At 40.7% G+C, this 23,319-nt stretch carries 20 protein-coding genes; 11 read left to right on the top strand and 9 right to left on the bottom strand.

Annotation, left to right across the window (positions count from 1 at the left end; genetic code table 11):
• Positions 1-40 precede the first annotated feature (40 nt).
• The 3 genes from selD to AABK37_RS07785 all read left to right on the top strand — a co-directional run bounded on the left by selD (position 41) and on the right by AABK37_RS07785 (position 4,821).
• Positions 41-2,461: a selenide, water dikinase SelD gene (selD, locus tag AABK37_RS07795; protein WP_432551018.1), complete on the top strand. Its 2,421-nt coding sequence runs from the start codon at positions 41-43 to the stop codon at positions 2,459-2,461.
• 225 nt (positions 2,462-2,686) lie between these two features.
• Positions 2,687-3,490, top strand: coding sequence for a hypothetical protein (locus tag AABK37_RS07790; RefSeq protein WP_432551017.1), 804 nt, complete (start codon positions 2,687-2,689; stop codon positions 3,488-3,490).
• A 158-nt stretch (positions 3,491-3,648) separates the two neighbouring features.
• Positions 3,649-4,821 carry a DNA cytosine methyltransferase gene (locus AABK37_RS07785; protein WP_432551036.1) on the top strand — a complete coding sequence of 391 codons (1,173 nt, stop codon included), beginning with the start codon at positions 3,649-3,651 and terminating at the stop codon, positions 4,819-4,821.
• Here the strand turns inward: AABK37_RS07785 and AABK37_RS07780 are convergent.
• The 4 genes from AABK37_RS07780 to petC all read right to left on the bottom strand — a co-directional run bounded on the left by AABK37_RS07780 (position 4,808) and on the right by petC (position 7,536).
• On the bottom strand, positions 4,808-5,263 hold the full coding sequence (locus tag AABK37_RS07780) for a type II toxin-antitoxin system YhaV family toxin (RefSeq protein ID WP_432551016.1): 456 nt from the start codon (positions 5,261-5,263) through the stop codon (positions 4,808-4,810). The two genes, AABK37_RS07785 and AABK37_RS07780, sit on opposite strands and share 14 nt — an antisense overlap.
• Positions 5,263-5,583, bottom strand: coding sequence for a hypothetical protein (locus AABK37_RS07775; RefSeq protein ID WP_432551015.1), 321 nt, complete (start codon positions 5,581-5,583; stop codon positions 5,263-5,265). Before AABK37_RS07775 ends, AABK37_RS07780 begins: the two co-directional genes overlap by 1 nt.
• 305 nt (positions 5,584-5,888) lie before the next feature.
• Positions 5,889-6,890 (bottom strand): cytochrome f, encoded by a 1,002-nt coding sequence (gene petA, locus AABK37_RS07770; RefSeq protein WP_432551014.1) that lies wholly within the window; start codon positions 6,888-6,890, stop codon positions 5,889-5,891.
• 106 nt (positions 6,891-6,996) lie between these two features.
• Positions 6,997-7,536, bottom strand: coding sequence for a cytochrome b6-f complex iron-sulfur subunit (gene petC, locus AABK37_RS07765; protein WP_432551035.1), 540 nt, complete (start codon positions 7,534-7,536; stop codon positions 6,997-6,999).
• A gap of 232 nt (positions 7,537-7,768) precedes the next feature.
• Between petC and AABK37_RS07760 the strand changes: the two genes are divergently transcribed.
• Both AABK37_RS07760 and AABK37_RS07755 read left to right on the top strand, forming a co-directional pair.
• A complete protein-coding gene (locus tag AABK37_RS07760) occupies positions 7,769-8,080 on the top strand; it encodes a DUF3067 family protein (protein WP_432551013.1) in 312 nt (103 codons plus the stop codon).
• Positions 8,081-8,130: 50 nt separating this feature from the next.
• A complete protein-coding gene (locus AABK37_RS07755) occupies positions 8,131-8,268 on the top strand; it encodes a hypothetical protein (RefSeq protein ID WP_432551012.1) in 138 nt (45 codons plus the stop codon).
• Here AABK37_RS07755 and tatC read toward each other — a convergent pair.
• On the bottom strand, positions 8,249-9,043 hold the full coding sequence (gene tatC, locus AABK37_RS07750) for a twin-arginine translocase subunit TatC (protein ID WP_432551011.1): 795 nt from the start codon (positions 9,041-9,043) through the stop codon (positions 8,249-8,251). The two genes, AABK37_RS07755 and tatC, sit on opposite strands and share 20 nt — an antisense overlap.
• 310 nt (positions 9,044-9,353) lie before the next feature.
• Here tatC and AABK37_RS07745 point away from each other — a divergent pair, with 310 nt between their 5' ends.
• The 5 genes from AABK37_RS07745 (at position 9,354) to AABK37_RS07725 (ending at position 17,166) form a co-directional block, all read left to right on the top strand.
• A complete protein-coding gene (locus AABK37_RS07745) occupies positions 9,354-9,587 on the top strand; it encodes a hypothetical protein (RefSeq protein WP_432551010.1) in 234 nt (77 codons plus the stop codon).
• Between the two features lie 652 nt (positions 9,588-10,239).
• The gene (locus AABK37_RS07740) at positions 10,240-11,580 is read left to right on the top strand and encodes a P-loop NTPase fold protein (protein ID WP_432551009.1); all 1,341 of its coding nucleotides are present in this window, start codon (positions 10,240-10,242) and stop codon (positions 11,578-11,580) included.
• Entirely contained in the window at positions 11,547-16,658 is a 5,112-nt protein-coding gene (locus tag AABK37_RS07735; RefSeq protein ID WP_432551008.1) for an nSTAND1 domain-containing NTPase, read from the top strand. Before AABK37_RS07740 ends, AABK37_RS07735 begins: the two co-directional genes overlap by 34 nt.
• A gap of 182 nt (positions 16,659-16,840) precedes the next feature.
• Positions 16,841-16,957, top strand: a complete 117-nt coding sequence (locus AABK37_RS07730) for a DUF6888 family protein (RefSeq protein ID WP_432551007.1) — start codon at positions 16,841-16,843, stop codon at positions 16,955-16,957.
• On the top strand, positions 16,954-17,166 hold the full coding sequence (locus AABK37_RS07725; RefSeq protein WP_432551006.1) for a DUF6887 family protein: 213 nt from the start codon (positions 16,954-16,956) through the stop codon (positions 17,164-17,166). The genes AABK37_RS07730 and AABK37_RS07725 overlap by 4 nt, the downstream gene beginning before the upstream one ends.
• 167 nt (positions 17,167-17,333) lie before the next feature.
• Here AABK37_RS07725 and AABK37_RS07720 read toward each other — a convergent pair whose 3' ends face one another.
• Positions 17,334-19,550, bottom strand: a complete 2,217-nt coding sequence (locus AABK37_RS07720) for a transglycosylase SLT domain-containing protein (protein WP_432551005.1) — start codon at positions 19,548-19,550, stop codon at positions 17,334-17,336.
• A 356-nt stretch (positions 19,551-19,906) separates the two neighbouring features.
• Between AABK37_RS07720 and AABK37_RS07715 the strand changes: the two genes are divergently transcribed.
• Entirely contained in the window at positions 19,907-20,677 is a 771-nt protein-coding gene (locus tag AABK37_RS07715; RefSeq protein WP_432551004.1) for an SPFH domain-containing protein, read from the top strand.
• Here the strand turns inward: AABK37_RS07715 and AABK37_RS07710 are convergent.
• The 3 genes from AABK37_RS07710 to AABK37_RS07700 all read right to left on the bottom strand — a co-directional run bounded on the left by AABK37_RS07710 (position 20,667) and on the right by AABK37_RS07700 (position 23,288).
• Positions 20,667-20,918 carry a hypothetical protein gene (locus tag AABK37_RS07710; protein WP_432551003.1) on the bottom strand — a complete coding sequence of 84 codons (252 nt, stop codon included), beginning with the start codon at positions 20,916-20,918 and terminating at the stop codon, positions 20,667-20,669. The genes AABK37_RS07715 and AABK37_RS07710 overlap by 11 nt on opposite strands.
• A gap of 32 nt (positions 20,919-20,950) precedes the next feature.
• Positions 20,951-22,201, bottom strand: coding sequence for an FAD-dependent hydroxylase (locus tag AABK37_RS07705; RefSeq protein WP_432551034.1), 1,251 nt, complete (start codon positions 22,199-22,201; stop codon positions 20,951-20,953).
• A gap of 286 nt (positions 22,202-22,487) precedes the next feature.
• Complete coding sequence (locus AABK37_RS07700; RefSeq protein ID WP_432551002.1) at positions 22,488-23,288, bottom strand: SAM-dependent methyltransferase; 801 nt, start codon at positions 23,286-23,288, stop codon at positions 22,488-22,490.
• Positions 23,289-23,319: the final 31 nt, after the last annotated feature.

The following is a 23,319-nucleotide window of genomic DNA, read 5'->3' as shown; positions in this document are numbered from 1 at the left end:
ATTTATCTGTAATTTTTAATTCCCTAAAATAATTTACCAGATGCAACAAAATACACAACCAATTGTAAAAGACTTAGTGTTGATTGGTGGCGGTCACAGCCATGCGATCGCACTTTTGATGTTTGGCATGAAACCGTTACCGGGAGTACGGTTAACCTTGATTACCGAAGCTTCAGATACACCCTACTCTGGAATGCTACCCGGACACATTGCCGGATTTTACAACCATGATGAATGTCACATCGATTTGCGACGTTTAGCTCAATTTGCTCAAGCACAATTATACATCGACAAAGTAGTTGGTCTTGACTTAAAAAATAATAAAGTTTTTTGTGCTAACCGTCCATCTGTAGCTTTCGATATGCTGTCAATTGATATTGGCAGCACTCCCGCTACGCTATCAGTATTAGGTGCAGAATATGCAATTCCGGCTAAACCTGTAGCGCAACTACTCAAACATTGGTATCAGTTAATTGAGGATGTCGCTGAAAATCCAAAAGAATTAATCAGGATTGGAGTAGTAGGTGGTGGTGCCGGCGGTGTAGAATTAGCTTTGTCAATGCAAGCGAATTTCCTAGAAAGTGGGGAGTGGGGAGTAGAGAGTGGGGAAAAGAATTTTCCTAATCTGGAAATTCATTTATTTCAGCGTGACGCGGAACTGATGCCTCATTATCATCCATCGGTGCGGCGTCTAGTTAGAAAACTTTTGACTAAACGCGGGATGCGACTGCATTTGAGGGAAAATGTGTGTAAAGTCGTACCGAATAACTTTAGTTCTATATCTGATGAGCCAGCAGAAAGAGGTGAATTAAATATTATATGTGAATCTGGGTTGAAAGTGAAATGCGATCGCTTGTTTTGGGTAACTCAAGCATCAGCACCGCAATGGTTAAAAACAACACAATTAGCAACTGATGACCAAGGCTTTATTTTAGTTGATGACACATTGCGATCGCTAACACATCCACACGTATTTGCAGCTGGTGATATTGCCACAATGGTAAATCATCCGCGTCCGAAAGCTGGTGTATTTGCAGTTAGGCAAGGTAAACCTTTATTTGAGAACTTGCAGCGAATTTTATCAGGAAAATCGCCCAAACCCTACAAACCACAGAAACAATATTTAAGTTTAATTGGTACCGGGGATAAACGTGCGATCGCTACACGAGGATTTTTCACTTTGCCACCGCATAAATTATTGTGGCATCTCAAAGACTCAATCGATCGCCGATTTATGCAACGCTTTAACGAGGGAGTGGGGAGTAGGGACTGGGGACTAGAAACTAGGGACTGGGGACTAGGAATTAAGAGGAATTTGCAAAATTTATTTTCTCCCTCATCTCCCTCATCTCCCTCATCTCCCTCATCTCCCTCATCTCCCTCATCTCCCCCATCTCCCTCATCTCCCCCCACCTCCCCACTCCACTGCGCTGGCTGTGGATCTAAAGTTGGTAGTACAGTTTTAAAAGCAGTTTTAGATCGCATCAAGCAAGAACAACTCATTGGCAAAGATAGAAAAGATATCATTATTGGATTGGATGCACCAGACGACGCAGCGGTAATAAAGATAGAAAATAATCAGTTAATGGTGCAGACGATTGATTATTTTCCGAGTTTGATTAACGACCCGTATATATTTGGACAAATTAGCGCCAATCATTGCTTAAATGATATTTTGGCTATGGGTGCTGTTCCTCAAAGTGCATTAGCGATCGCTACCATTCCTCATGCTGCACCATCTAAAATCGCCGAAATCCTTTATCAATTATTATCTGGTGCTGTGAAAGTGCTAAATCAAGCACAAGCACCCCTCATAGGTGGACACACAACCCAAGGCACAGAATTAGCATTTGGCTTAACTTGCAACGGATTAGTTTATCCAGATAAACTCTTACGCAAAAGCGGAATGCAACCAAATGAAGTGCTAATTTTGACAAAAGCGCTAGGAACTGGGACATTATTTGCAGCTCAGATGCGCTATCAAGTTAAAAATCGTTGGATTGATGCTGCTGTCGAGTCGATGCTGTTGTCACAAGTTGCTGCTGCATATTTATTGTCACACTACGCGACAGCTTGCACTGATGTGACAGGCTTTGGCTTGCTGGGACACTTGCTAGAAATGGTGCAAGCTTCTGGTGTTGCAGTTGAATTACAACTTGAAGCTATACCGATTTTAGAAGGTGCAAAAGAGACATTACAACAAGGTATTTTTAGCTCACTGCATCCAGAAAATTTGCAAGCATCACATTACATTTCCAATTTGGCACAGACAGAGAGCCATTTTAATTATTCCATATTATTTGACCCGCAAACTGCCGGCGGTCTTTTAGCTTCGATTCCAGAAACGCAAGCTGAAGAATGTTTAATTGCATTGAAAGATTTGGGATATAAAAATAGCTGCATAATTGGTCGCGTCAGCTATGAAGTTGAAGGGAAAAAGCCAATTACCTTAATAAAGTGATATTACGATAGTTTGAAAATTATCGTTGGTAGAGACGTTCCGATGGAACGTCTCTACGAAAAATTATGGATTTCATGTCTTAATTTAGCAACCTGCCATTTTCTTTTATCGCTGGTAATCATTGGCTGTGTCCTTTCTACCACACAGCGTTTCCTATATATAAGCTTGTTAATACTACTTCAATTTTGGGAACACTAAGAAAGCCATTGATTTTAGATAGTATTTATGCCGACAAAATTAACCGCTGAGACTTTAATAGCACTTTCTGTGCAAGAGCGGAAAGCTCTCATATCTCAGCAAGCATCAACAATTGACATTAAAAACATAGCTGATGAAGATTTGCATAAAGCATACAAATTCACGAAAGTTATTTATCCAATAATATCTTCTTATTTTCAATATCAAATTGAACAAGATAAAAATAGCTCTGTTTTAAAATTAGATATTCAGTCAGAGCTTATTCGCAGCAAAACTGAAAAATTTGCAACAGATTTTATTGTATGGCTAACAAAAGAATTTGAACATAAAGCAACTATAGAGAATTCTCCTAACCCTCGTAATCTTTTTGAACTATCTGGTGCAAAATTGCTGGTCACTAGTAACTCTGTAACCAGAAGTCTTAGTACTAGAATGGGTAATCTTTGGGAACAAATATCTAATATTAGTCCTTATGTTATTATACCGGAAATGGAATTTGGAATTAAAATTACTGGAATTGACATTATAATATTCAATAATGATATATCCTATTTTGCTCAGTTAAAAACTTTAAAAGGTACATTAACTGGCTCTCAAATACCTAGAGCCAAAAAAGAATTAAGTATTCATGAAAATCCTTTGTTTGTGGTAGCTTTTAATTTGGGGCAATGGACATTCCCGCAATACTCTAAAATTCCTCGTATTGCTGGTAAAGAATTTTGGGATAAGATTCGCATTGATTACGACCTTGTTGAGAGCCACGTAAAAAATATGTTGCTTCTCATTGATAAAACGTTTGCGGAGTTGGCAGCTAGCGAGGCGCAAAAATAGCACCGTTCAAATTACTTATTGTCTGAATTTGTAAATAGCCAAATAAAAAGCTTAAAATTGCAATAACTGGCAGGGGCAACTGCTATGTTTGTTTCTTGCCTCGATTATAATACTACATGTTTGATTTGACAACAATCATCCACTTAGGAGTCACAAAATTGATAGAAGGAAAATTAATTTCTATTTCACTTTTTACAGGAGCTTTTGGTTTAGACCTTGGTATGGAACAGGCAGGATTTCATACTGTAAGTGTAGTAGAAAATGATTCTGATGCCACAAAAACAATAGCTCTTAATCGACCACATCTTAAAGAAATTGCTGTCCCAAGGGATATCACGAAAGTAGACGCTCAAGAGTTACTATGCCAGGGAGGACGTATTTTAGATATTGGCAGGACTTTAAACAAAGGGGAAGTAGATTTAGTAATTGGTGGTCCACCTTGTCAACCTTTTAGTACGGCAGGGTTACGTGGTTCAGTGATGGACCCTCGCGGCAGTTTGTTTATGGACTTTATCCGCATAGTTAGAGAAATTCAGCCACGTTTTTTTGTTATGGAAAACGTGAGAGGGTTGCTATCTGCTGCTATTCGACATAGACCGATAAACCAGCGTCAAGGACAACCCCTAGAATTAGATGAAATGCGTGGTGCTGCTCTTTCGGTTGTGTTGGCTGAAATGAAAGCGCTTGGATACAACGTGGTTTACAACCTTTTAGAAGCAGCAGATTATGGTGTTCCACAAAATAGACAGCGCGTCATATTTATTGGTTCTAGAGATAATGAAGCTTTCACATTTCCTGTAGCTACTCATAGCGAAGATGGCATTAATTTACCGAAATGGCGTACTCTTAGAGATGCCATATTCGAGTTAGTTGATTTGCAACCACAGTTTATTCCTTACTCTGAAAACCGTCTGAAGTATTTAAGACTTTTAAAATCAGGACAAAATTGGAGATACTTACCTGAAGAATTAAAGCGTGAAGCTATGGGAGGAGCATATAATTCAGGAGGAGGTAAAGTTGGTTTTTACAGACGTTTGTCTTGGGATAAACCCTCTCCTACTATAACGACAAGTCCACATCAAAAAGCTACAGATATGTGTCATCCACAAGAATTGCGTCCCCTAACTATACGCGAATCTGCTGTTATTCAAACTTTTCCTGACGAGTGGGTTTTCTATGGTTCAGTAAGTTCTAAATATAAACAAATTGGTAATGCAGTACCAGTTTTACTTGCAAAAGCGATCGGTGATTATATTTACAATTTGATTCAGGGAAAGAAACCACAGGGTAAAGAAATGGTTGAACAATTATCACTATTTACCCATTCTTAACTTCTTCCTCACATTCTGCTTTCAACTCATCTATACTTTCAGGAAACTCACCATTCTTAACTTTGTTTGTAAAAACTTCATAACAATCTTTTTTATCTCCTTCCTTTCGAGGAAAGCCTAGCCAAAGAATAATAATAATTTTTTTTTCTTTGAATGCTCTAAAGAATAATCGATATCGTTCAGGTAGCCCCATTTTTTTGAGACGACCATATTTTTGTAAAGGTTTTTGTAAAATAAAGTGGGAAGCAAAAGGGTCTTGAGGAATTTTTTCTTTAATACCAATATTTAATGCTTTTAATAATTTGACATCTGAATGTTTAATAAATTCTTCTTTAGATAAATCATTTTTTAAAATTCTCACTTTCTTACGCAATTCTACCCATTGTTCATTAAACAATGGATAGAAAAAAATTTGCCATTCATTACAAGTAAATAAAGCCATTAATCGAGAATTACGTCGGTTAGTAAATCATCGATTTCATCGCTCATTTCCTTGGTGTAAGGAACAAGCTCAGAAGGATTGTTTACAGCATCCTTCATCAAAAAGTCAAGAAAAAGGCTCATCATAATACTTTCAGTTTCATCAGTCTCATCAACATTATCGGTTTCTAACCGAACTAAAAACGTGTTTTCAGACAATACTTCAATGTAGCCCGAAGCATTGGCTAAATGAGGGTAGTCTTTAGAGAATACGCGAGGTAAGCGAAACCCATCTTGATTTCCTACCTTGGCGTGAGTGATACGATAACTTTTGACAGCCATGATAATTCCTGAATAGAAGCTTATAGGCATTCCAATCGAATACCTAGATAACATAAGTCTGGAATGAGAAGTTATAGCTTTGTTATAATTTATGTTATAACTTACAACTCAAATATAACAAATTCTGAAAAAATAAGACTAGAAGTCAATATAAATATTCTTAATTAAGTATATATACTACGTAGGGTAGTTCTATGTAAATACCTGAGTTTCATACCAGGACTACAACACAGACTTCCGTCCATAACATAGAAAAAAGACAGGTAAAAATACCTGTCTTTATAAGTGATGAATTAGTAGGGAATTTAGAAATTCATCTCAGCAGCTTGAACTTTCTCTACCTGCTTTTTCTTCAGCACTAACAAAACTTGAGCTAACATCACCAAAGCGATGAATGCGATTAAGCCTTTAATTCTGTTAGCATCTTGCAGAACAATTTCGGCATCATCTTGACCAAATCCACCGACGTTGGGGTTACTGGTCAAAGCGTCACCAGAAGTCACCGCTTGTCCTTCAGAAACAAGCAGTTCGGGTCCGACGGGAACCTTATCTGTAACTGTTTCACCTGTCTCGGATTGGATGTTTATCAGGTATTTGACGTTACCATCTTCATCTTCCTCTTTGCCAATTTTGGTAATTGTGCCGGTAGCGGAAGCGTTGTAAACGGTGTTGTTGCTCTTTTCACCAGTGGGGTAAACTTGTCCGCGTCCACGGTTTCCACCTGCGTGAACTTGATATTTACCAAAGTGGATATTTTTGTCGGTTGCGGGGTTGGGAGAAAGAACTGGGAAAACGATTTCTTGATACTGTTCACCGGGTAGCGGTCCGATGATGACAATGTTTTCTTTGTCTTCTGAGTAGGGTTGGTAGGCTAAATCTTCAATTTCTTCTTTCATGTCCTCAGGGACGCGATCCTCAGGAGCAATCTTGAAGCCATCGGGTAACATCAGTACAGCACCAACATTTAAGCCGGTTTTGGAACCATCAGCACCTACTTGCTCTACGCTGGTGTCGTAAGGAATTTTTACTACCGCTTTAAATACGGTATCAGGTAATATCGATTGGGGAATTTCTACTTCCGTCAGTTTTGCCGCTAGGTGACAGTTAGCGCAAACAATGCGTCCTGTTGCTTCGCGGGGGGTTTCGGGATAGGTTTCCTGTGCCCAAAATGGGTAAGCAGCAGCTGATTGGGGAAGGACTAAATCGCTGGTGAAGAACAATGTCACAGTAGCGATCGCTATAAGCAATGTTTTTACCATCGCTTTAGCGCTGCGAGTCAACCTCGCCGGTGTAAAGGCATTTCTCATCTCAAAAAGGACAACAATTCTAGAAATGAAGGTCAAATAAATTGAGTAATCAGTTATGAGTTCTATATTCCAAACTCCTAACTTTTAACTCCTAACTCCTAACTAATTAAGCCCACCAAGGTTCTTCACCTGTGCGGAAGTCGGTTTCAGTCCAGGGAGTCAACACAATTGTGTCCTCATCTACTTTGGCATGAGCTAAAGCCAAAGACTTCGGTGCTGGACCTCGGACAACCTTACCAGTAGGATCGTACTGCGAACCGTGACAAGGACACTTAAATTTATTTTCCGCTGTGTTCCAGGGAACAACACAACCTAAGTGTGTACAGACAGCGTTAATGCCGTAATCAGCGATCGCCTCTTTGCTTTCTACCACAATATAGGTCGGATCTCCTTTGAGTCCTTGAACTAAAGTGCGATCGCCGGCATTATGGCTTTCTAAAAATTTAGCTACGCTGACGTTGTTACCTAACTCGTCTTTTGCTGTTGTCCCACCACCAGAACCGCTAGCAGAAGTGGGAATAAAAAACTTGACTGCGGGATACAATGCTCCCAGAGCTACTCCGGTAACAGTCCCGAAAGTGAGCAGATTCATGAATTGACGGCGCCCCATATCGGGCACGTCTGCTGATTCTGAAAATTGAGCCATAATCCCCGCGCTATGATTCTCTATTTTGTTAAGAATATTGACAAGAGTTCCCATAATCTTAGTAGCTCTTGTCTGCATCGAAATGAATTGTACCGCCGACGATGCCATACTTTTCTCTTCAAAGATATTTTTAGCATCTTTTGGTGGACATTACATTTCTTTATAGTCTTATCATACTGGAGTTACGGAACTTAACATCATAACTAAATGTAAAATCTAATTGAAAAAAGCTATGACCGGAATTGAATTACATCAACTGTTGCTTGATAAATGGGGACGCTCATACGATGTCCAGTTGCGACGGACACAAGGTAAGATATTTGTACAAATAATGTGGAAATATCTTGAGCAAGTATCTTTTCCCTTAAGTGAAACAGACTACCAAGAGCATCTCAATACTATCGCTACTTATCTTGATGCCTTTGGTGGTACAATTCAAGTGAAAACATTTATTACTCAAACTCGCGAACGTCCGCGACTTGGTAAAGCAGTTAGCATTCCTTTAGATTTGGGCGAACGTGCTTCCGAATGGTTGATTGATTAGTTTATCATTCAAATAACAAACATAATTTGTTGGGAATTGGGAATTGGGAATTGGGCAATGGGCAATTGTTTAATGGGCATTGCGAATTGGTAAGGAGAGAAATTATTTTTATTCCCCATGCCCCATGCCCCATGCCCCATGCCCCATGCCCCATGCCCCATTCCCCAATCACTTCCCAACAAGCTTAACCAAACCGATACCCCCGAAATAAAGTCCCAAGACAGCACCGGCTAAAAGACTTTGGGTAAAGGGATCTGTAGAAGGTGTGAGAATAGCTCCCAAAACCACCGATCCGATAATTACATAACGCCAACCAGAAAGCATTTTTTGAGAAGAAAGAATTCCTAAAGCACCTAGCAACAGTTGAATCACGGGAATTTGAAATGCTAACCCGGTGCTAAATAATAACAACAGCACAAATTCAAAATATTTGTCAATCGACCATAATTGCTCGACTACATCTGCACCGTAGCTGATGAAGAAGTTCAAAGCGGCAGGAATCAGCAGTATATAAGCAAACACCAACCCACCGACAAATAAGACACTCGAACCCAACATCACCGGTATAAGCAAGCGTCGTTCGCGTCTGGTCAATCCTGGAAGTACGAACTGGATAATTTGGTAAAGTACAAAAGGACTGGCAAGCACCAAACCACTGTAACCGGCAACTTTTAGGGAGACAAAGAAATATTCTCCGGGAGCGAGTTGGAGAAATTTTACTCCTTGTGCTGGTACTTCCAACAGTTGAACAATCGGCTTGACAACAAGAAAGCAGCCAATAACACTTACTGCTACAGCAATCAAGGCATAAAAAATCCGCTGTCGTAACTCCTCTAGGTGGTCGAAAATCGACATTTCGACCTCACCAGGCAACTCATCGAGAGGATCTGATTCTGGGTTGCCGTATCCTTCGAGGTCGATACCTGGGTCAGTTGAAGTGTCTACGTCTTGTGAAGGAGTCATGAGTTGAAATAGGCATCAATTGTTAACTATTTTATCTAGGGTGGCGGCTACTACGATATTTTTTTTAGGGCGATCGCTCTTTTCGTCCGGCTAGGTTAAAGCTTAATATGAATATGTGACTAGGAAGTTATATTTTAGGCGTTGCCTAACCCTAAAAGGGTGGAACTGATAATTATATATCAAGTCTCCAAAAAAAAGCATTTAGTTTAAATTTATTAAAAATAAACATAATAATGCTCAGTTTTTAAACTCCGGTTTATCAAGGTGCTATTTACGGTAACGCAATCGGAAATTCTTAACTGAGGTTTGTATGAGTAGGGTAATTTTTATTGGTTTGATGGTATCATTACCTGTTTTTTTAGGTAATGTAAGTTCTAGCTTGGCTGCTAATCGTGACGTGCCGATATTACCGAATAAGTTTTTACCAAACACTGATTTAATTACTAGCAACTTAAAAGAGTTAATACATATAATGCCGTTTCAACTATCAGCTAGAGATGACCAAACAGAAGATTGTCTTCGGGCAGGAGACTGTAAATATTGATAAGTATGGGTGTTGGTGGTTGGTTGTTAGTTGTTAGTTGTTAGTGGTTAGTGGGAGCGTTGTTAGTGGTAAATACAGTTAGTTTCTTAACTGTAGGGTGCGTTGTCGTGCAGCGCAACGCACCAAGTCGTGCAGCACAAGGCGCCTTGCACAGTCGTTGGTGCGCTCTTCTAAAAGCATAACGCAACGGCAATAAAGCGGGAGGAATATCCACACCGCTTTTTGCCTCCCCTACTGTCAACTACTGTCAACTTAGATACTAGAAATTAATTTCACCTGTGTTGATGATTTACAAGATACCCGACTTCGAGCGAGAAGTCGGGTATCTGAAGGAATACTTGTAAATTGTAATGAGTATAACCTTTTTCTCTAGTGGATATTTTTAGAATTTCTAGGAGAAGCTTTTTCTCTCTTGAAAATTATTTTAGCTGAAAATAACCACAGTATTATTACTTAAAAGGTATCCCAAGAAAGTGTTGCAATTGACAAATTTATCGGAAAAATCATCCGGAAGAATGTCAATATAGTTTGTATTTTGATAGGGATATTCGCAGACTAGGCAAGAATTACTACTCAACAGATATAAATATAGTTAGTTATCCAGACGTTTTCGCAATCCCCGTCTTTCCCTAAGTGAAATGGATTAGTAGTTATGCTCTTAGATTTAGAAAGATTTTATCAAGCGTGCAATCCGAGCAGACCTCTAATGATGGGAAATCCTGCCGATCGCCGATATTATATTGATTTTGCCTCAGTGCGGGGTGGTAAAATCATCGAAGCTTTACAGCGTACCATTACGCGGATATCACCGGATGTCCCAACCTGTCAGTTATTTACAGGTCATCTTGGCTGTGGAAAGTCAACCGAGTTGTTGCGACTTCAAGCTGAGTTAGAAGAGCAAAAATTTCATGTGGTTTATTTTGAGTCTACTCATGTCCTAGAAATGGCTGATGTAGATGTAACTGATATTTTACTAGCGATCGCCGGTCAGGTGAGTGAAAGCCTAGAAACGCTAAAAATCCGCATCAAACCTAGCTATTTTACTAAGTTGTTTACGGAAGTTATAGACTTCATGCAAACACCGATTGACCTAGACTATGAAGCTGAATTGTCTGTTGGTATTGGGAAAATTACCGCAAAAACCAAAGAAAGTCCGCAATTAAGACGACGTTTACGCGATTATCTCGAACCCCGCACGGGAAATATTTTGCAGTCAATTAATAAAGAACTGCTAGACCGTGCGAACACCGAATTGAAAGCTAGAGGTAAAAAAGGATTAGTTGTCATTGTCGATAATTTGGACAGAGTGGCAATTAGACCTTTACCATCTGGGCGATCGCTGCCAGAATATTTATTTATCCAGCGGGGTGAACAGTTACGTAAACTCAACTGTCATGTAGTTTACACTATTCCTTTAGCTTTAACTTTCTCTAACGATAGCGCTGAACTACAGCAACGTTTAGGTGGTGGTGTCGCGCCTAAAGTGTTACCGATGATACCCGTGCGCTCGCGGAGTGGAGAAGTTTACACTCCCGGATTAACTTTGATGCGTCAAATGGTGTTAGCGAGAGCTTTCCCTGATATTTACCCAGAAGAAAGGTTAAACTTAATAACAGAGGTGTTTGACAGTCCGGAAACTTTAGATCGGTTGTGTCTGATCAGCGGTGGTCATGTACGCGACTTGTTAGGATTGTTGTATGACTGTTTGCGAGAACAAGATCCACCTTTCGATCGCGGTTGTGTGGAACTTGTGATTCAAAGACAGCGGGACTACCGTGCGAACCCCATCGATCCGCACGAGTGGGAATTAATTTTTCAAGTGGTGCAACAGCAGCGGGTTCGAGGTGATATAGAATATCACACTTTGTTAAGAAGTTTGTTTGTCTTTGAATACCGCGATCATCAGGGAGTTTGGTTTGCGGTCAATCCAGTTTTAGCAGAAACGCAAAAATTTCAATCATGGTTGAACGAAAACCGCAAACAAGCATCATAACAGATAACGATCGTTCATTTAGAAGTTTGGGGAGGGCGATCGCTCTCTCTTACAATCAATTTTCCGTGGTTGTAGTTTGCTGCAATTATAAAGTTTTGCAACAGCAAATTTTACAACGACTTGAAGAAACATATGACATTCAAAAGCTAGTTTTGCCTTCTAATGCCAGAAGTCTCTACACAACTCTTCATGCACAACTGACAAAACAGCCTTCAGCATTGATGATTTTGGGTTTAGAGTCAGTAGAAGGACTCGATGATTTACTGCGTGCGATCAATCATATCCGCGATGAGTTTCGCAAAAGACATGCATTTCCAATGGTGTTTTGGGTGAATGATGAAGTACAGCAAAAGCTATTACGTTTAGCACCAGATTTCGCAAGTTGGGCAGCGACACCAATTAGGTTTGAAATGACCTCAACTCAGTTGCTACAATTTCTGCAACAAGAAACTGATTCTCTATTCGCTACAGTTTTAAATACTCGTGCTACACAACGTCAAGAACGTGAAGCAGACCAACATTGTACCATAGAGCAAGTTTGGGAGCATAGTTATGAACTTCACTATGCGATTAAAGAGTTGCAAAATCATGGTATCTCTTTAAAACCAGAATTAAATGCTAGTTTAGAATTTGTTTTCGGTTTAGACGATTATGTAAGCGATCGCATAAATTCCGCTATAGACCATTTCCAAGAAAGTTTAAGGTGTTGGCGGGAATTATCGGTACAAAATAGAGAAAGCGATAAATTTAGAATTCCCGATTTATTCGGTTCGCAGTTAGATATCGTTAACAACCACGCTTCACCCCTACTACGACAAGGGGTGTTATTATTTTATATTGGATTGTGTTGTTGTCGTTTAGCGGAACGAAATTATGCAGAAAATCGCCGTTATTGGCATTCAGCTAAATTGTATTTTCAAGAATGCTTGAATGTTTTGCAAGTAAGTGGTCGTCCGGATGTAGCAGCGCAATTTATTGGCGATTTGGCGGAAGTTTTGCAACATCTGCAAGAATGGCAAGAATTGCAAATGGTTGCTCAAAAGTCTTTGGAGTTGCATCAAACTTATGGAACGCAAATACAATTAGCTTGTGATTATGGTTTTTTAGCACAAGTTGCCGTGCAAGAATTCCGCTGGGCACAAGCGAGTCAATATGCACGAGTTAGTTTGTGGAAGTTATACGAATCGAAAGATAATAGCGACTCTCATCAAGGCATATTTCCTTTACTTTTAGCGCAAACTTATCGCTTGCTTTTAGCGAAAGCACAGCGAAAATTAGGTGAAGAAAAAATCGCTTTAGAACAGTTAAAAATGGCGAGTGAGAATCTTGACGAGGCGTTGGAATTTAGCGACCATCGTTATGATGCTCATCGTTATATTCGCATGTTACGGTCTTTGCGATCGCTTTATTTTGAAGAAGGTCGCTATTTAGAAGCTTTTACTATTCGTCAAAAACGCCGTTCTGTCGAACAGCAATATGGTTTTCGCGCTTTTATCGGTGCCGGACGTTTGCAACCGCAAAGACAAGCGACAAACCCAGCTTTGCTATCACCTGCTGGAGGTAGCAGTGTCGCGTTAGAAATTGCCGCTTCTGGTCGCGAAGGTGATATAAATAACTTGATTGGTAGAATTAGCCGTGCTGACCAAAAGCTGACGGTGATTCACGGTCCGTCTGGTGTGGGTAAGAGTTCTACCGTGACTGCCGGTTTAGTACCTGCATTGCAAAATCGAGCGATCGGCGATCAAATTGCCGTACCTGTGGTATTGCAACTTTATGATGATTGGGTGCGAGAATTAGGAAAATCTTTATCCGAAGCACAGACGCAAACTAAAAAAGAAGTTGTCATCGATCCAGAAGTTTTACCTTTTCCTGTGGCACCAATGACAATTGCTGAAATTCAACAACAATTACAAGAAAATGCTAACAACCATTTAATCACAGTTTTAATTTTCGACCAATTTGAAGAATTTTTCTTTGGATACACAGATAGAAACAAAAAGCAAGAGTTTGATATATTTATTAGTCAAGTTTTAAATATACCTTTTGTCAAAGTTATTCTTTCTTTGCGAGAAGATTATTTGCATCGTTTATTAGAATTTAAGCATTTATCGGCATTAGAAGCGATTAATAAGAACATTCTCGATAAAAATATTCGCTATGCATTAAATAATTTTTCTCCAGCAGATGCAAAGATGGTGATGCAGCGTTTAACAGAGCGATCGCACATTTATTTAGAACCTGCTTTAATTGATGCATTGATAGAAGATTTATCGGCAGAATTAGGAGAAGTTCGTCCGATAGAATTGCAGGTAGCAGGAGCGCAACTTCAAGATGAAAGAATTACCAGCTTAGAAAGATATCAACCATATCGACCAAATCGCTTAATTGAACGATATATTAAAGAACTTATCCAAGATTGCGGTAGAGAAAATGAACGTGCAGCGCTGCTTGTTTTATATTTATTAACAGATGAAAACAATCAAAGACCTTTTAAAAGTCGCGCCCAATTAGCGATAGAGTTGGAAGAATTAGAAAATGTAGAAAAATTAGATTTGATATTAGAAATATTAGTGCGTTCCGGGTTAGTAGTTTTATTTCCTGATGTTCCCGAACGCTATCAACTAATTCATGATTATTTAGTAGATTTGATTCGCCATTTGCAACAACAAGAATCAAGCTTGCAGATTCAATTGAATCAACTACGCATTAAAGTAGAACAAAGTCAAAGTGAAATTGAGCGACTAAATAGCGAACTCAGACAAAACAAGCAGCAAGCAAAATTGGTAGGTAGCCATTTGCAGCAAGGATTAGATTTACTTAGCGAGTTGAAAGAACTACGCAAGCGCGAAGAAATGAGTCGCGTAGAAATTGAACAATTACAAGCAGAATTAAAGGAAAAACAATTAACAACTCAGTTAGCAGAAAGTAAAGAAAAACAAAAGCAAAGTGAAGTCAGAGTAAATTTTTATCTCAAATTTGGACTTGCGGCTTTATTCGTCGCCATGTTAGGTTTAATCGGTTCGTTATTTACAATCGTCAATAGCGAAATTAAAACCATCAGTGCATCCTCTGAAGCGCTGTTTGCTTCGGATAAGGGTATTGATGCATTAAAAGAAGCTTTAAATGCAGGTAGAAAACTGCAAAAAGCAATTTTGGTAGATTCCGACACCAGACAGCAGGTAAAAACAGCGCTTTATCAGGCAGTTAATGAGGTAGGAGAACGCAACCGTTTAGAAAAACATCGATCTGGGGTAAATAGCGTCACATACAGCCCTGATGGTCAAATAATCGCTTCTGCCAGCGCTGATAAAACGATTATTCTCTGGCATCCAGATGGTAGAATATTTAAAACTTTGTCGGGACATTCCGACGTAGTTAATAGCGTTAATTTTAGCCCAGATGGTAAAATAATCGCTTCTGCAAGTCAAGATAAAACAGTGAAACTGTGGAATCTAAACACCTTACAACCAATCACTTTATCAGGACATAAAGCTGGGGTAAATAGCGTTACATTTAGCCCCGATGGTCAAATAATCGCTTCTGCAAGTAACGATAGCACTGTCAAGCTGTGGAATCGAAACGGTAAGCTGCTGAGAACTTTATTAGGGCATGAAAAACAAGTTTTAGACGTAGCTTGGTCGCCAGATGGTAAAATAATCGCTTCTGCAAGCGCTGACAAAACTATCAAACTCTGGAATTTAGACGGGAAGCTGATAAAAACATTATCAGGACACAGCGATGCAGTCAAGAGCCTCGCTTGGTCGCCGGATGGTAAAATAATCGCCTCCGGTAGTTTGGACAAAGACAGAACCATCAAACTTTGGAGTCGTGAAGGTACACTACTGCAAACTTTGCCGGGACACAATGGGGGAATTATTGGTATCAGTTTTAGCCACGATGGTCAAGTTATCGCTTCAGCCAGTAGCGACCAAACGATCAAACTCTGGACTTATGATGGAGTGCAATTAGGAACCTTAAGGGGACATAGCAATTGGGTGAATAGCGTTAGTTTTAGTCCAGACGATCGCATTATTGCTTCTGCCAGTCGCGACAAAACTATCAAACTTTGGAATTGGGACGATTTGCGGCAAGGAAACCCGAAAACTGTTAATGATTCGATTACTAATATCAGTTACAGTCCTGATGGTAGTGCGATCGCCGGCGCAAATCGAGACAACACCATCAAACTTTGGCATCGCGATGGTAAACCGATTCGTACAATGATTGGTCATAAAGGTGAAGTTTGGGGTGTAAGTTTTAGCCCCGATGGAAAGGCGGTAAGCGAAGCCATGTCCGGAGGGCTTATCGCTTCTGCCAGCAAAGATAAAACCGTGAAAATATGGAGCATAAGCGGTAAACTTATTAACACTTTCATCGGTCATCAAGATGCAGTATTAGGCGTAGCTTGGTCGCCGGATGGTAAAATTATCGCTTCCGCTAGTAAAGATAAAACCGTCAAACTCTGGAGGAGTGTTGATGGTAAACTCTTAAGAACCTTAACCGGACATAATAACGCAGTCAACTGGGTAAGCTTTAGCCCCGATGGTCAATTGTTAGCATCAGCTAGTGATGATAAAAAAGTCTTGCTGTGGAACCGAGATGGTAGCTTGCTTAAGACCTTGGAGGGACATGAAAACGTCGTTAATTGGGTGAGTTTCAGCCTTGACGGTGAACTGTTAGCATCAGCTAGTGATGATAACACGGTGAGGCTGTGGCGGTTGGATGGTACGCCATTTAAAATTCTTTTGGGAACTGGGGATTCCTTCAAAAGCGTTAGTTTTAGCGCTGACGGTAAGACTTTGGCAGCAGCTAGTGATGATAATATTAAGCTTTGGAATCGAAATGGCACTTTGCTAATCGCTTTGAAAGCAGATAATGAAAACTTCAGCAGTGCAATTTTCAGTCCAGATGGACGACAGTTAGCGATCGCTAGTACTAAAGGTAAATTAATTCTTCAGAATTTAGCAGATATTAAACTAGAAAATTTACTGTCACAAAGTTGCGATTTGCTACATGACTATCTCAAGACTAACCCGAAAGTGACAAAAAGCGATCGCGCTTTATGTCCTCGTTCGTGAAATCGAAAAGTGGGTGAGCTCGGAATTCTGCCAAGGAATTTTGTACCTAAATCAACCGTCGAACTCACGAAGGATGCTGCATCATACTCTAGGTAGGTTTTTATCCAAAAAATAAAATAAGGATATGCCAACGCAAGAACAAATCGAAGCCTGTTTCATTCTCAGCTACAGATTAACGGGCAATGTATGTACCAATATATTTAGTAACTGTAGATAGCCATACAAAAGACGTATTTATCTTTGCTGGGGAAGAAACAGAAATCGTCATTAACATTAACGGATATTGGAGGTATTTATGAGCAAACCTGATTTTACAACAATGACCCGTCCCCAGTTTCGTCAATATATCCTTGAGCATAGGGAAGATGAACAAGCGCTTCAAATCTACATTGACAGGTTCCAAAACCCCAATGCCAAAATTTACCCAGCACCAAAGTCGTTAGAAGATTTAGAGAATTTTCCCGAAATTCACCGCGAACACCTTGATCGGCAGCGCAAACAAGGATAAAGCCAGCTTACCGCAGGCAGGGGGCAGGGGAGAGGGGAAGACAAGGGGACAAGGAGACAAGGAGGACAAGGCAGACAAGGAGAATTTTTGAATAATACTCCCCCACTCCCCCACTCCCCCCATCCCCCCCTCCCCTTGTCTCCCCATCTCCTTGTCTCCCCACTTTCCTACTTCGGCAATTCCGGGTGTACGGTTGAGTATTTTCTAACTGTGGCAGAAACTTCGGGGTTGTAAAGTCTCAGATAATTCCAGTAGTTACCAAACACTTGACGCACGTAATTTTTGGTTTCGTCAAAGGGAATTGCTTCGACAAATTCATCTGGATCGTCTTTTGGTAAAGTTTGCAGCCATTTGCTGACGTTGCCAGGACCTGCATTGTAAGAAGCGATCGCTAACAGCGAGTTATCTTGATATTGCTCATGCGTATGATCCAAATACCAAGTACCATACATGATGTTGTCACTAGGATTTTCCAAATCAATTTTTTGACTATCCATCTTGATTTGTGGTGCAATCCATTTGGCTGTACTTGGTAAAACTTGCATCAACCCAGTAGCACCAGCGGTGGATTTAACTTTTGGTTGAAATTGCGACTCTTGACGCATCACAGCAGTCACCAGCAAAGGATTCATTTTCTGCTGTTGCGACCACTTCTCAACCTCGTTGAGATAAGGAAAGGGATAACGAGCTTGCCAGTAGCTAATCTGTTGTTTGAGAGCTTGATATTGAGCTTTTTCTTCTGGTGTTTCTCGGTCTTCTAATTTAGAAATTTTGTCAATTCCTACTTTATTATCTCCTTGCGCTAGCCGCATTAAACCTTCTGTAAATTGTTCTGCTACAGTTGGTTGCATTTTGTTGTGAAATTCTGTTTGCCATTGCAACCAGGCATCACGGTCTTGACCTAACAGATATAATTCTTTGAAGGTTTCCGAACCTGCGGGAGGTACTGGACGCTGGGGTGAAGCTACTTCTGGGTTTAAGGAGCGAACATTGTTAAAGTTGCCGACATTTAGCCCCAAAATTGCTGCCGATCGCCATGCATAATAAGAGTATGGATAATGAGCGATCGCATACTCATAAGCGGCTTTGGCTTCTTGTTGTTTGCCTAGTAAAGTAGCCCATTTACCTACCCAAAAGCCTGCTCTTGGTGCTAAAATGCTGTCTGGGTTGCTGGTAGTAATTGGTTCTGCCCATTGCCATGCGGCTTTGTAATCTTTTGCTTTGGCTTTATCTTGAGCCATTTTCCAACGATATTCTGCGGCTTCTTCGGAATTGGCATACTTAGTTATCAGTAATTGCCGCGCTGCCTCTGCTGCTTTTTTATCGCTGTTGTCGAGAATTTTCGCTTTTTCTATCAGTGCGGCACCAGCTTTATCTGGAAATTTAGCAATTACTCGGTCAAGATATGGTAAAGCATCTTGAGATGATTTTACCATTTCTGCTTGACGCATCAAAGCAGTACCGGTTTCTGTCGCTTCGGGAAATTGCTGTATCAGTTGCTGATAGATAGCTTGCGCTTGCTCTTTTTGTCCGCGTACTTGCAATCCCCGTGCAGTGCGGTAGAGGTTGCGCGGTGTTTTGGCTGCTTTGGCATAAGCTGCCGCTGCTTTGGTAAATTCGTTGTTTTCCCAGTAAGCTGTACCGATTATTTCCCAATGTTCTGGTTTGAGGGAACTTTCCGCTTCTACTTGTGTCGGATCTGTAGAGTTACTAACTAACTGATCCAACACCCCAACTATTCCTGGTTGGTCAAAAGCGAATTTTGCCAGGATTAATTTCAATTTTGGCTGATTGGGATTTTCATCTAACCGCTTGCGAATGATTTCCCAGGTTAGGGGATGGGAAGGAAATTGAGCGATCGCTGCTTCTTGGGTGTCCGGTTGGGCAATCAGATACAAAGCTTTGACTGAAGCTGCTTCTTTAGGATACTGCTTTAGCACTTTTCGCCTAATATCTGAGGCATTACCGTCTTTACCTAATAATTCCTGTGCCTGTGCTTGTTTGAGCAAAACATAGGGTGCTAGTTGTGGATAATCATTTTCCAGTCCTTCGAGTAACGATAGCGCTTTTTTCGCTTCTTTGCTTTCAATCAAATCACTTACCAAAAGATAACGAGCGCGATTTCTATCTGGCGAATTTGAGTCTTTGGCGATCGCCTCTAGTTTTCCGGCTCGTTGTTGTGGCGATTGTGACACCAGCGGTAGCACCACTGATTTGGCTTTGCTTGCTTCAGATATCTGACCAGGTGGACTTTTGGACAGTTTTATCCATTGTCCCACAGATTTGCCGATCTCCGGAGCACTAACCATAGCGCCAGCTAAAAAGGCACACAGTCCTGCACCCGCAATTAAAGAAAGTTGTCTTTTCTGTAACTTCTTCAGCATTGATACCCGCTGAAAATTTCAGATGAATTTCTTGAAACTTTAGCACTACTAGCGAACAGAATCACCAATTCTTAATTTTTTTAGACTTTTCTTTTGTCTGAATACCTTCTGTGTTATATTAATCCGATTTATTCAGCTATCAGCGATACAGGATAAAAGATTTTGGTTAATTTCTCTAGCTATTTAGGGGAGATTTAATTTAGCCTTAAGCTTTTGCTTACGAAGTGTATCGGGCATTGGTAATAATTCTTTCCCCCTTCCATTCCCTACTCCCCACTCCCCCACTCCCCCTTCCCCTTCCCCACATCTATCAAAGGTATAGAATAGAGCTATTTATATATTAGTTAGGTGACAAAATGGGACCACTTACAGGTACATTTTTTGCTTTTTTAATATTCCTTGCCGCAAGCGGATTCAAGCTAGACCGAGAATATCAACGCGGTGTTATTTTTCGCCTGGGAAGAATAAATGGAGTTCGCGGACCCGGATTATATTGGATATTACCGATTGTTGACCAAAAAGCCCAAATTGATATTCGCACTAAAACCGTGAATATTGAACCTCAAGAAACAGTGACGGCAGATAGCGTCACAATTAAAGTAAATGCGGTTCTTTATTACCGAATTCTTGACCCATCCAAAGCGATTAATAAAGTAGAAAATTACGAATTTGCTGTTTATCAAACTGCTCTTACTACTTTACGCAACGTTGTGGGTCAAAATATCTTAGATGATGTTTTACAAAATCGCGACAAAATTAACACCAAAGTACAAGAAATCGTTGACGAAATTACTGAACCGTGGGGAATCGTCATTGAACGGGTAGAAATGAAAGATGTCGAAATTCCCCCAGCAATGCAACGCGCAATGGCAAAAGAAGCCGAAGCAATTCGCGAAAAACGCGCTCGCATAATTAAAGCTGCCGCAGAACAAGAAGCCTCAATTAAGTTATCTGAAGCTTCCAAAGCGATTATGGAAAATCCCGCAGCTTTAGAATTGCGGCGATTGCAAATGCTAACAGAAATAGGTGCAGAAAACAACACAACCACCTTGGTAATGATGCCTTCAGATTTTATGAATTTAGCGAAAAACTTGTCAGATTCTATAGAAAGAGGGACTAGGGACTAGGGAGAGGGGAGTGGGGGGGATGGGGAGAGGGGGGAGACAAGGGAGAGGGGGGAGACAAGGGAGAGGGGGGGATGGGGAGAGGGGGGGATGGTGAGTCCAGCGCCGTGCGGGGGTTCCCCCCGTTGAGGCGACTGGCGAACCCGAAGGGGGAGAAAGAAGAATTATCCCCCTTGTCTCCTTGTCTCCTTGTCTCCTTGTCTCCCTGTCCCCCTGTCCCCCTTGTCCCCCTCATCTTCCTCATCTTCCTCATCCCCCTCATCCCCCTCATCTTTCCTAGATGCGTCGCGCTAATTCTGGGGTACGTCCTTTCATTCCAATCATCAGCTTGAGAGCGAATATTTTTAGGAGAGGTACTTTCTGCATAGTTAATAAACCGAAGCGACGAACTAAAACTATGGGTAAGAAGTTGTTAGAAAATACTCGATCTAACAAATCGGTGAAACCTAAAATTGTCAGGTTTTCTCGCTGACGCCAGCTTTGATAGCGTTTGAGAATGCGAATGTCGCCGATATCTTTATTTGTTGCTTTCGCTTCTTGTAATATCTGCGCTAAAGCTGCTGCATCGCGAATGCCGAGATTTAAACCTTGTCCGCCGACGGGATGGCAATTATGCGCTGCATCACCAATTAATGCTAATCTGGGGAGAACATAGCGCGAACTTTGCATCAGTTGCACTTGAAAAACAAAGCGCGAGCCTAATAATTCTAATTTACCCATTTGATCGCCATAGCGACGGCTTAATTCTTCTAAAAATTGCTCGTCATCTAAAGCACACAATGCTTTCGCTTCTTCGTGGGGGGCTGTCCAGACAATTCTACAGCGGTTCCCTGGTAAAGGTAAAATCGCAAACGGACCGCTAGAGCAAAATCTTTCGTAAGCGGTATCGTTATGAGGTTTTTCTGGCTTGACAAATGCGACAATACATGATTGCCAATATTTCCAGCCATGAGTTTTGATTTTTGCGGCTTCGCGAATAGGCGATCGCGCTCCATCTGCCGCAACTAATAATTTACTACGTATTGTCCGCAATTCCCCAGCAATTTTGATATCAACCGCGACTATATTTTGCTGGTATTGAGTGTTTACCACTTCCGCTGGACAAAGGTAAGTTACATTTGGGCATTCTTTGACAAACTCTTGCAATGGCTGCAACAGTGCTTGGTGTTCTGCCACATAACCCAAATCTTCAGTTCCGATATCGGTTGTGGCAAATTCTACCACATTTGGGTAATCGGCATCAGAAAGGCGAACACGGCGGTAAGTAGCGATTTGGGGCAATATTTTCTCCCAAATACCAATTCCTTGGTAAATTAGCGCTGAAAGCATGTGAACCGCGTAAGCTTGTCCTTTGGCAACTGCTGCTGATTCTACTTTTGCCTCAATTAGCAGCACACTCAAGCCAGAATCTTTCAACGCAGCGGCTAAAGTCAAGCCGATTATCCCACCGCCAACAATCACTAAATCATATTCATATCCCCGCTTTTGCGTCGGTGTTTGGGTTGGGGTAATTTGAGTCAGCGTCATAGATGATTGAAAAATTAAAGAAACGATAAGATTATTCATCTTTCTTCATTTTGACAATAACAGCTAGGGCGATCAAGTGGCGATGGGTATTCTCCCCGTAACGAGAAACGGAAGTTAAGCAAGATTGATGAATCGACCAGAAATCCATTGATAAACTTTTCTCAAGTTTGAGGCATTCCCACAGAAAAAGGGGTGCATAAGCTGGGAAGGTGGAAGGAAGCTGCAATCACTTGAAAGAATGTGGGAGTACAGAGGAATATGAATGCAGATATTTAGATAAATGAAGTTATTCTTTCAATGCTGTGACAAAAAAGACGCGCTCAACATCTGGAACATCTCGGGGTGGATATTTATAAGTATGACGACCAAAATGGGCTTGTTCGTCTCCTGGCTGAACAACTGATGCCTTCCATCCATAACTAGCGAATAAAGTTTCTGGCTCGTCGCATCCATAACGCCAATGTTTAGATAATTCGCTGTTGCTTTGTAATATCGGTTTTGTATTTAATAAATCACCCCCTAAGCAGCTGGTAGGCGCACTTAAGTTAGTAATTGTCTTGAGTAAATCATGTACCTCATTCTCACTCAAGTAGTATAATAATCCCTCCAATAACCAAACTGACGGGATATCAATTTGATATCCTTGAGCAATGAGCAGCTCGGGCCAAGCTTGTTTAAGGTCAATTGACAGCGAATGCCGATAGCATAAAGCTTGATAATTTTCTAAAAAAGATTCTTTAAATTGCAAGACTTCGGGTTGGTCTACTTCGTACAAATGAGTATCAGGATGCCAACTAAGCCGGAAAGCCCTAGTGTCCATCCCAGCTCCTAAAATGACAATTTGACGTCTTTGATGGGCAACAGACATCAAAAAATCATCAAAAAATCGTGTTCGTGTAGCAACAAAGGGTGTGCCTCTATTTTCGTATTCTTTTGCTGTTGGTATAACTTCTGCAATTATTTCATCTCCAGCTAATAAAGCCGCCAACGGATCTTCAAATAATCTATCTGGTCTTTGTGTTTCTATAGCCCGCACTGCCGCTATAATACGAGAGCTTGAACCGACAGGATCTTTAATTTCAGGCATTATTTTTTTGTTACTAAAATGTAATTTTCTC

This window comes from Tolypothrix sp. VBCCA 56010 (assembly GCF_050875635.1).
Classification (GTDB): domain Bacteria; phylum Cyanobacteriota; class Cyanobacteriia; order Cyanobacteriales; family Nostocaceae; genus Hassallia.
Note: the sequence above shows the minus strand (reverse complement) of the source record. Positions and strands in the feature narration are given on the sequence as shown.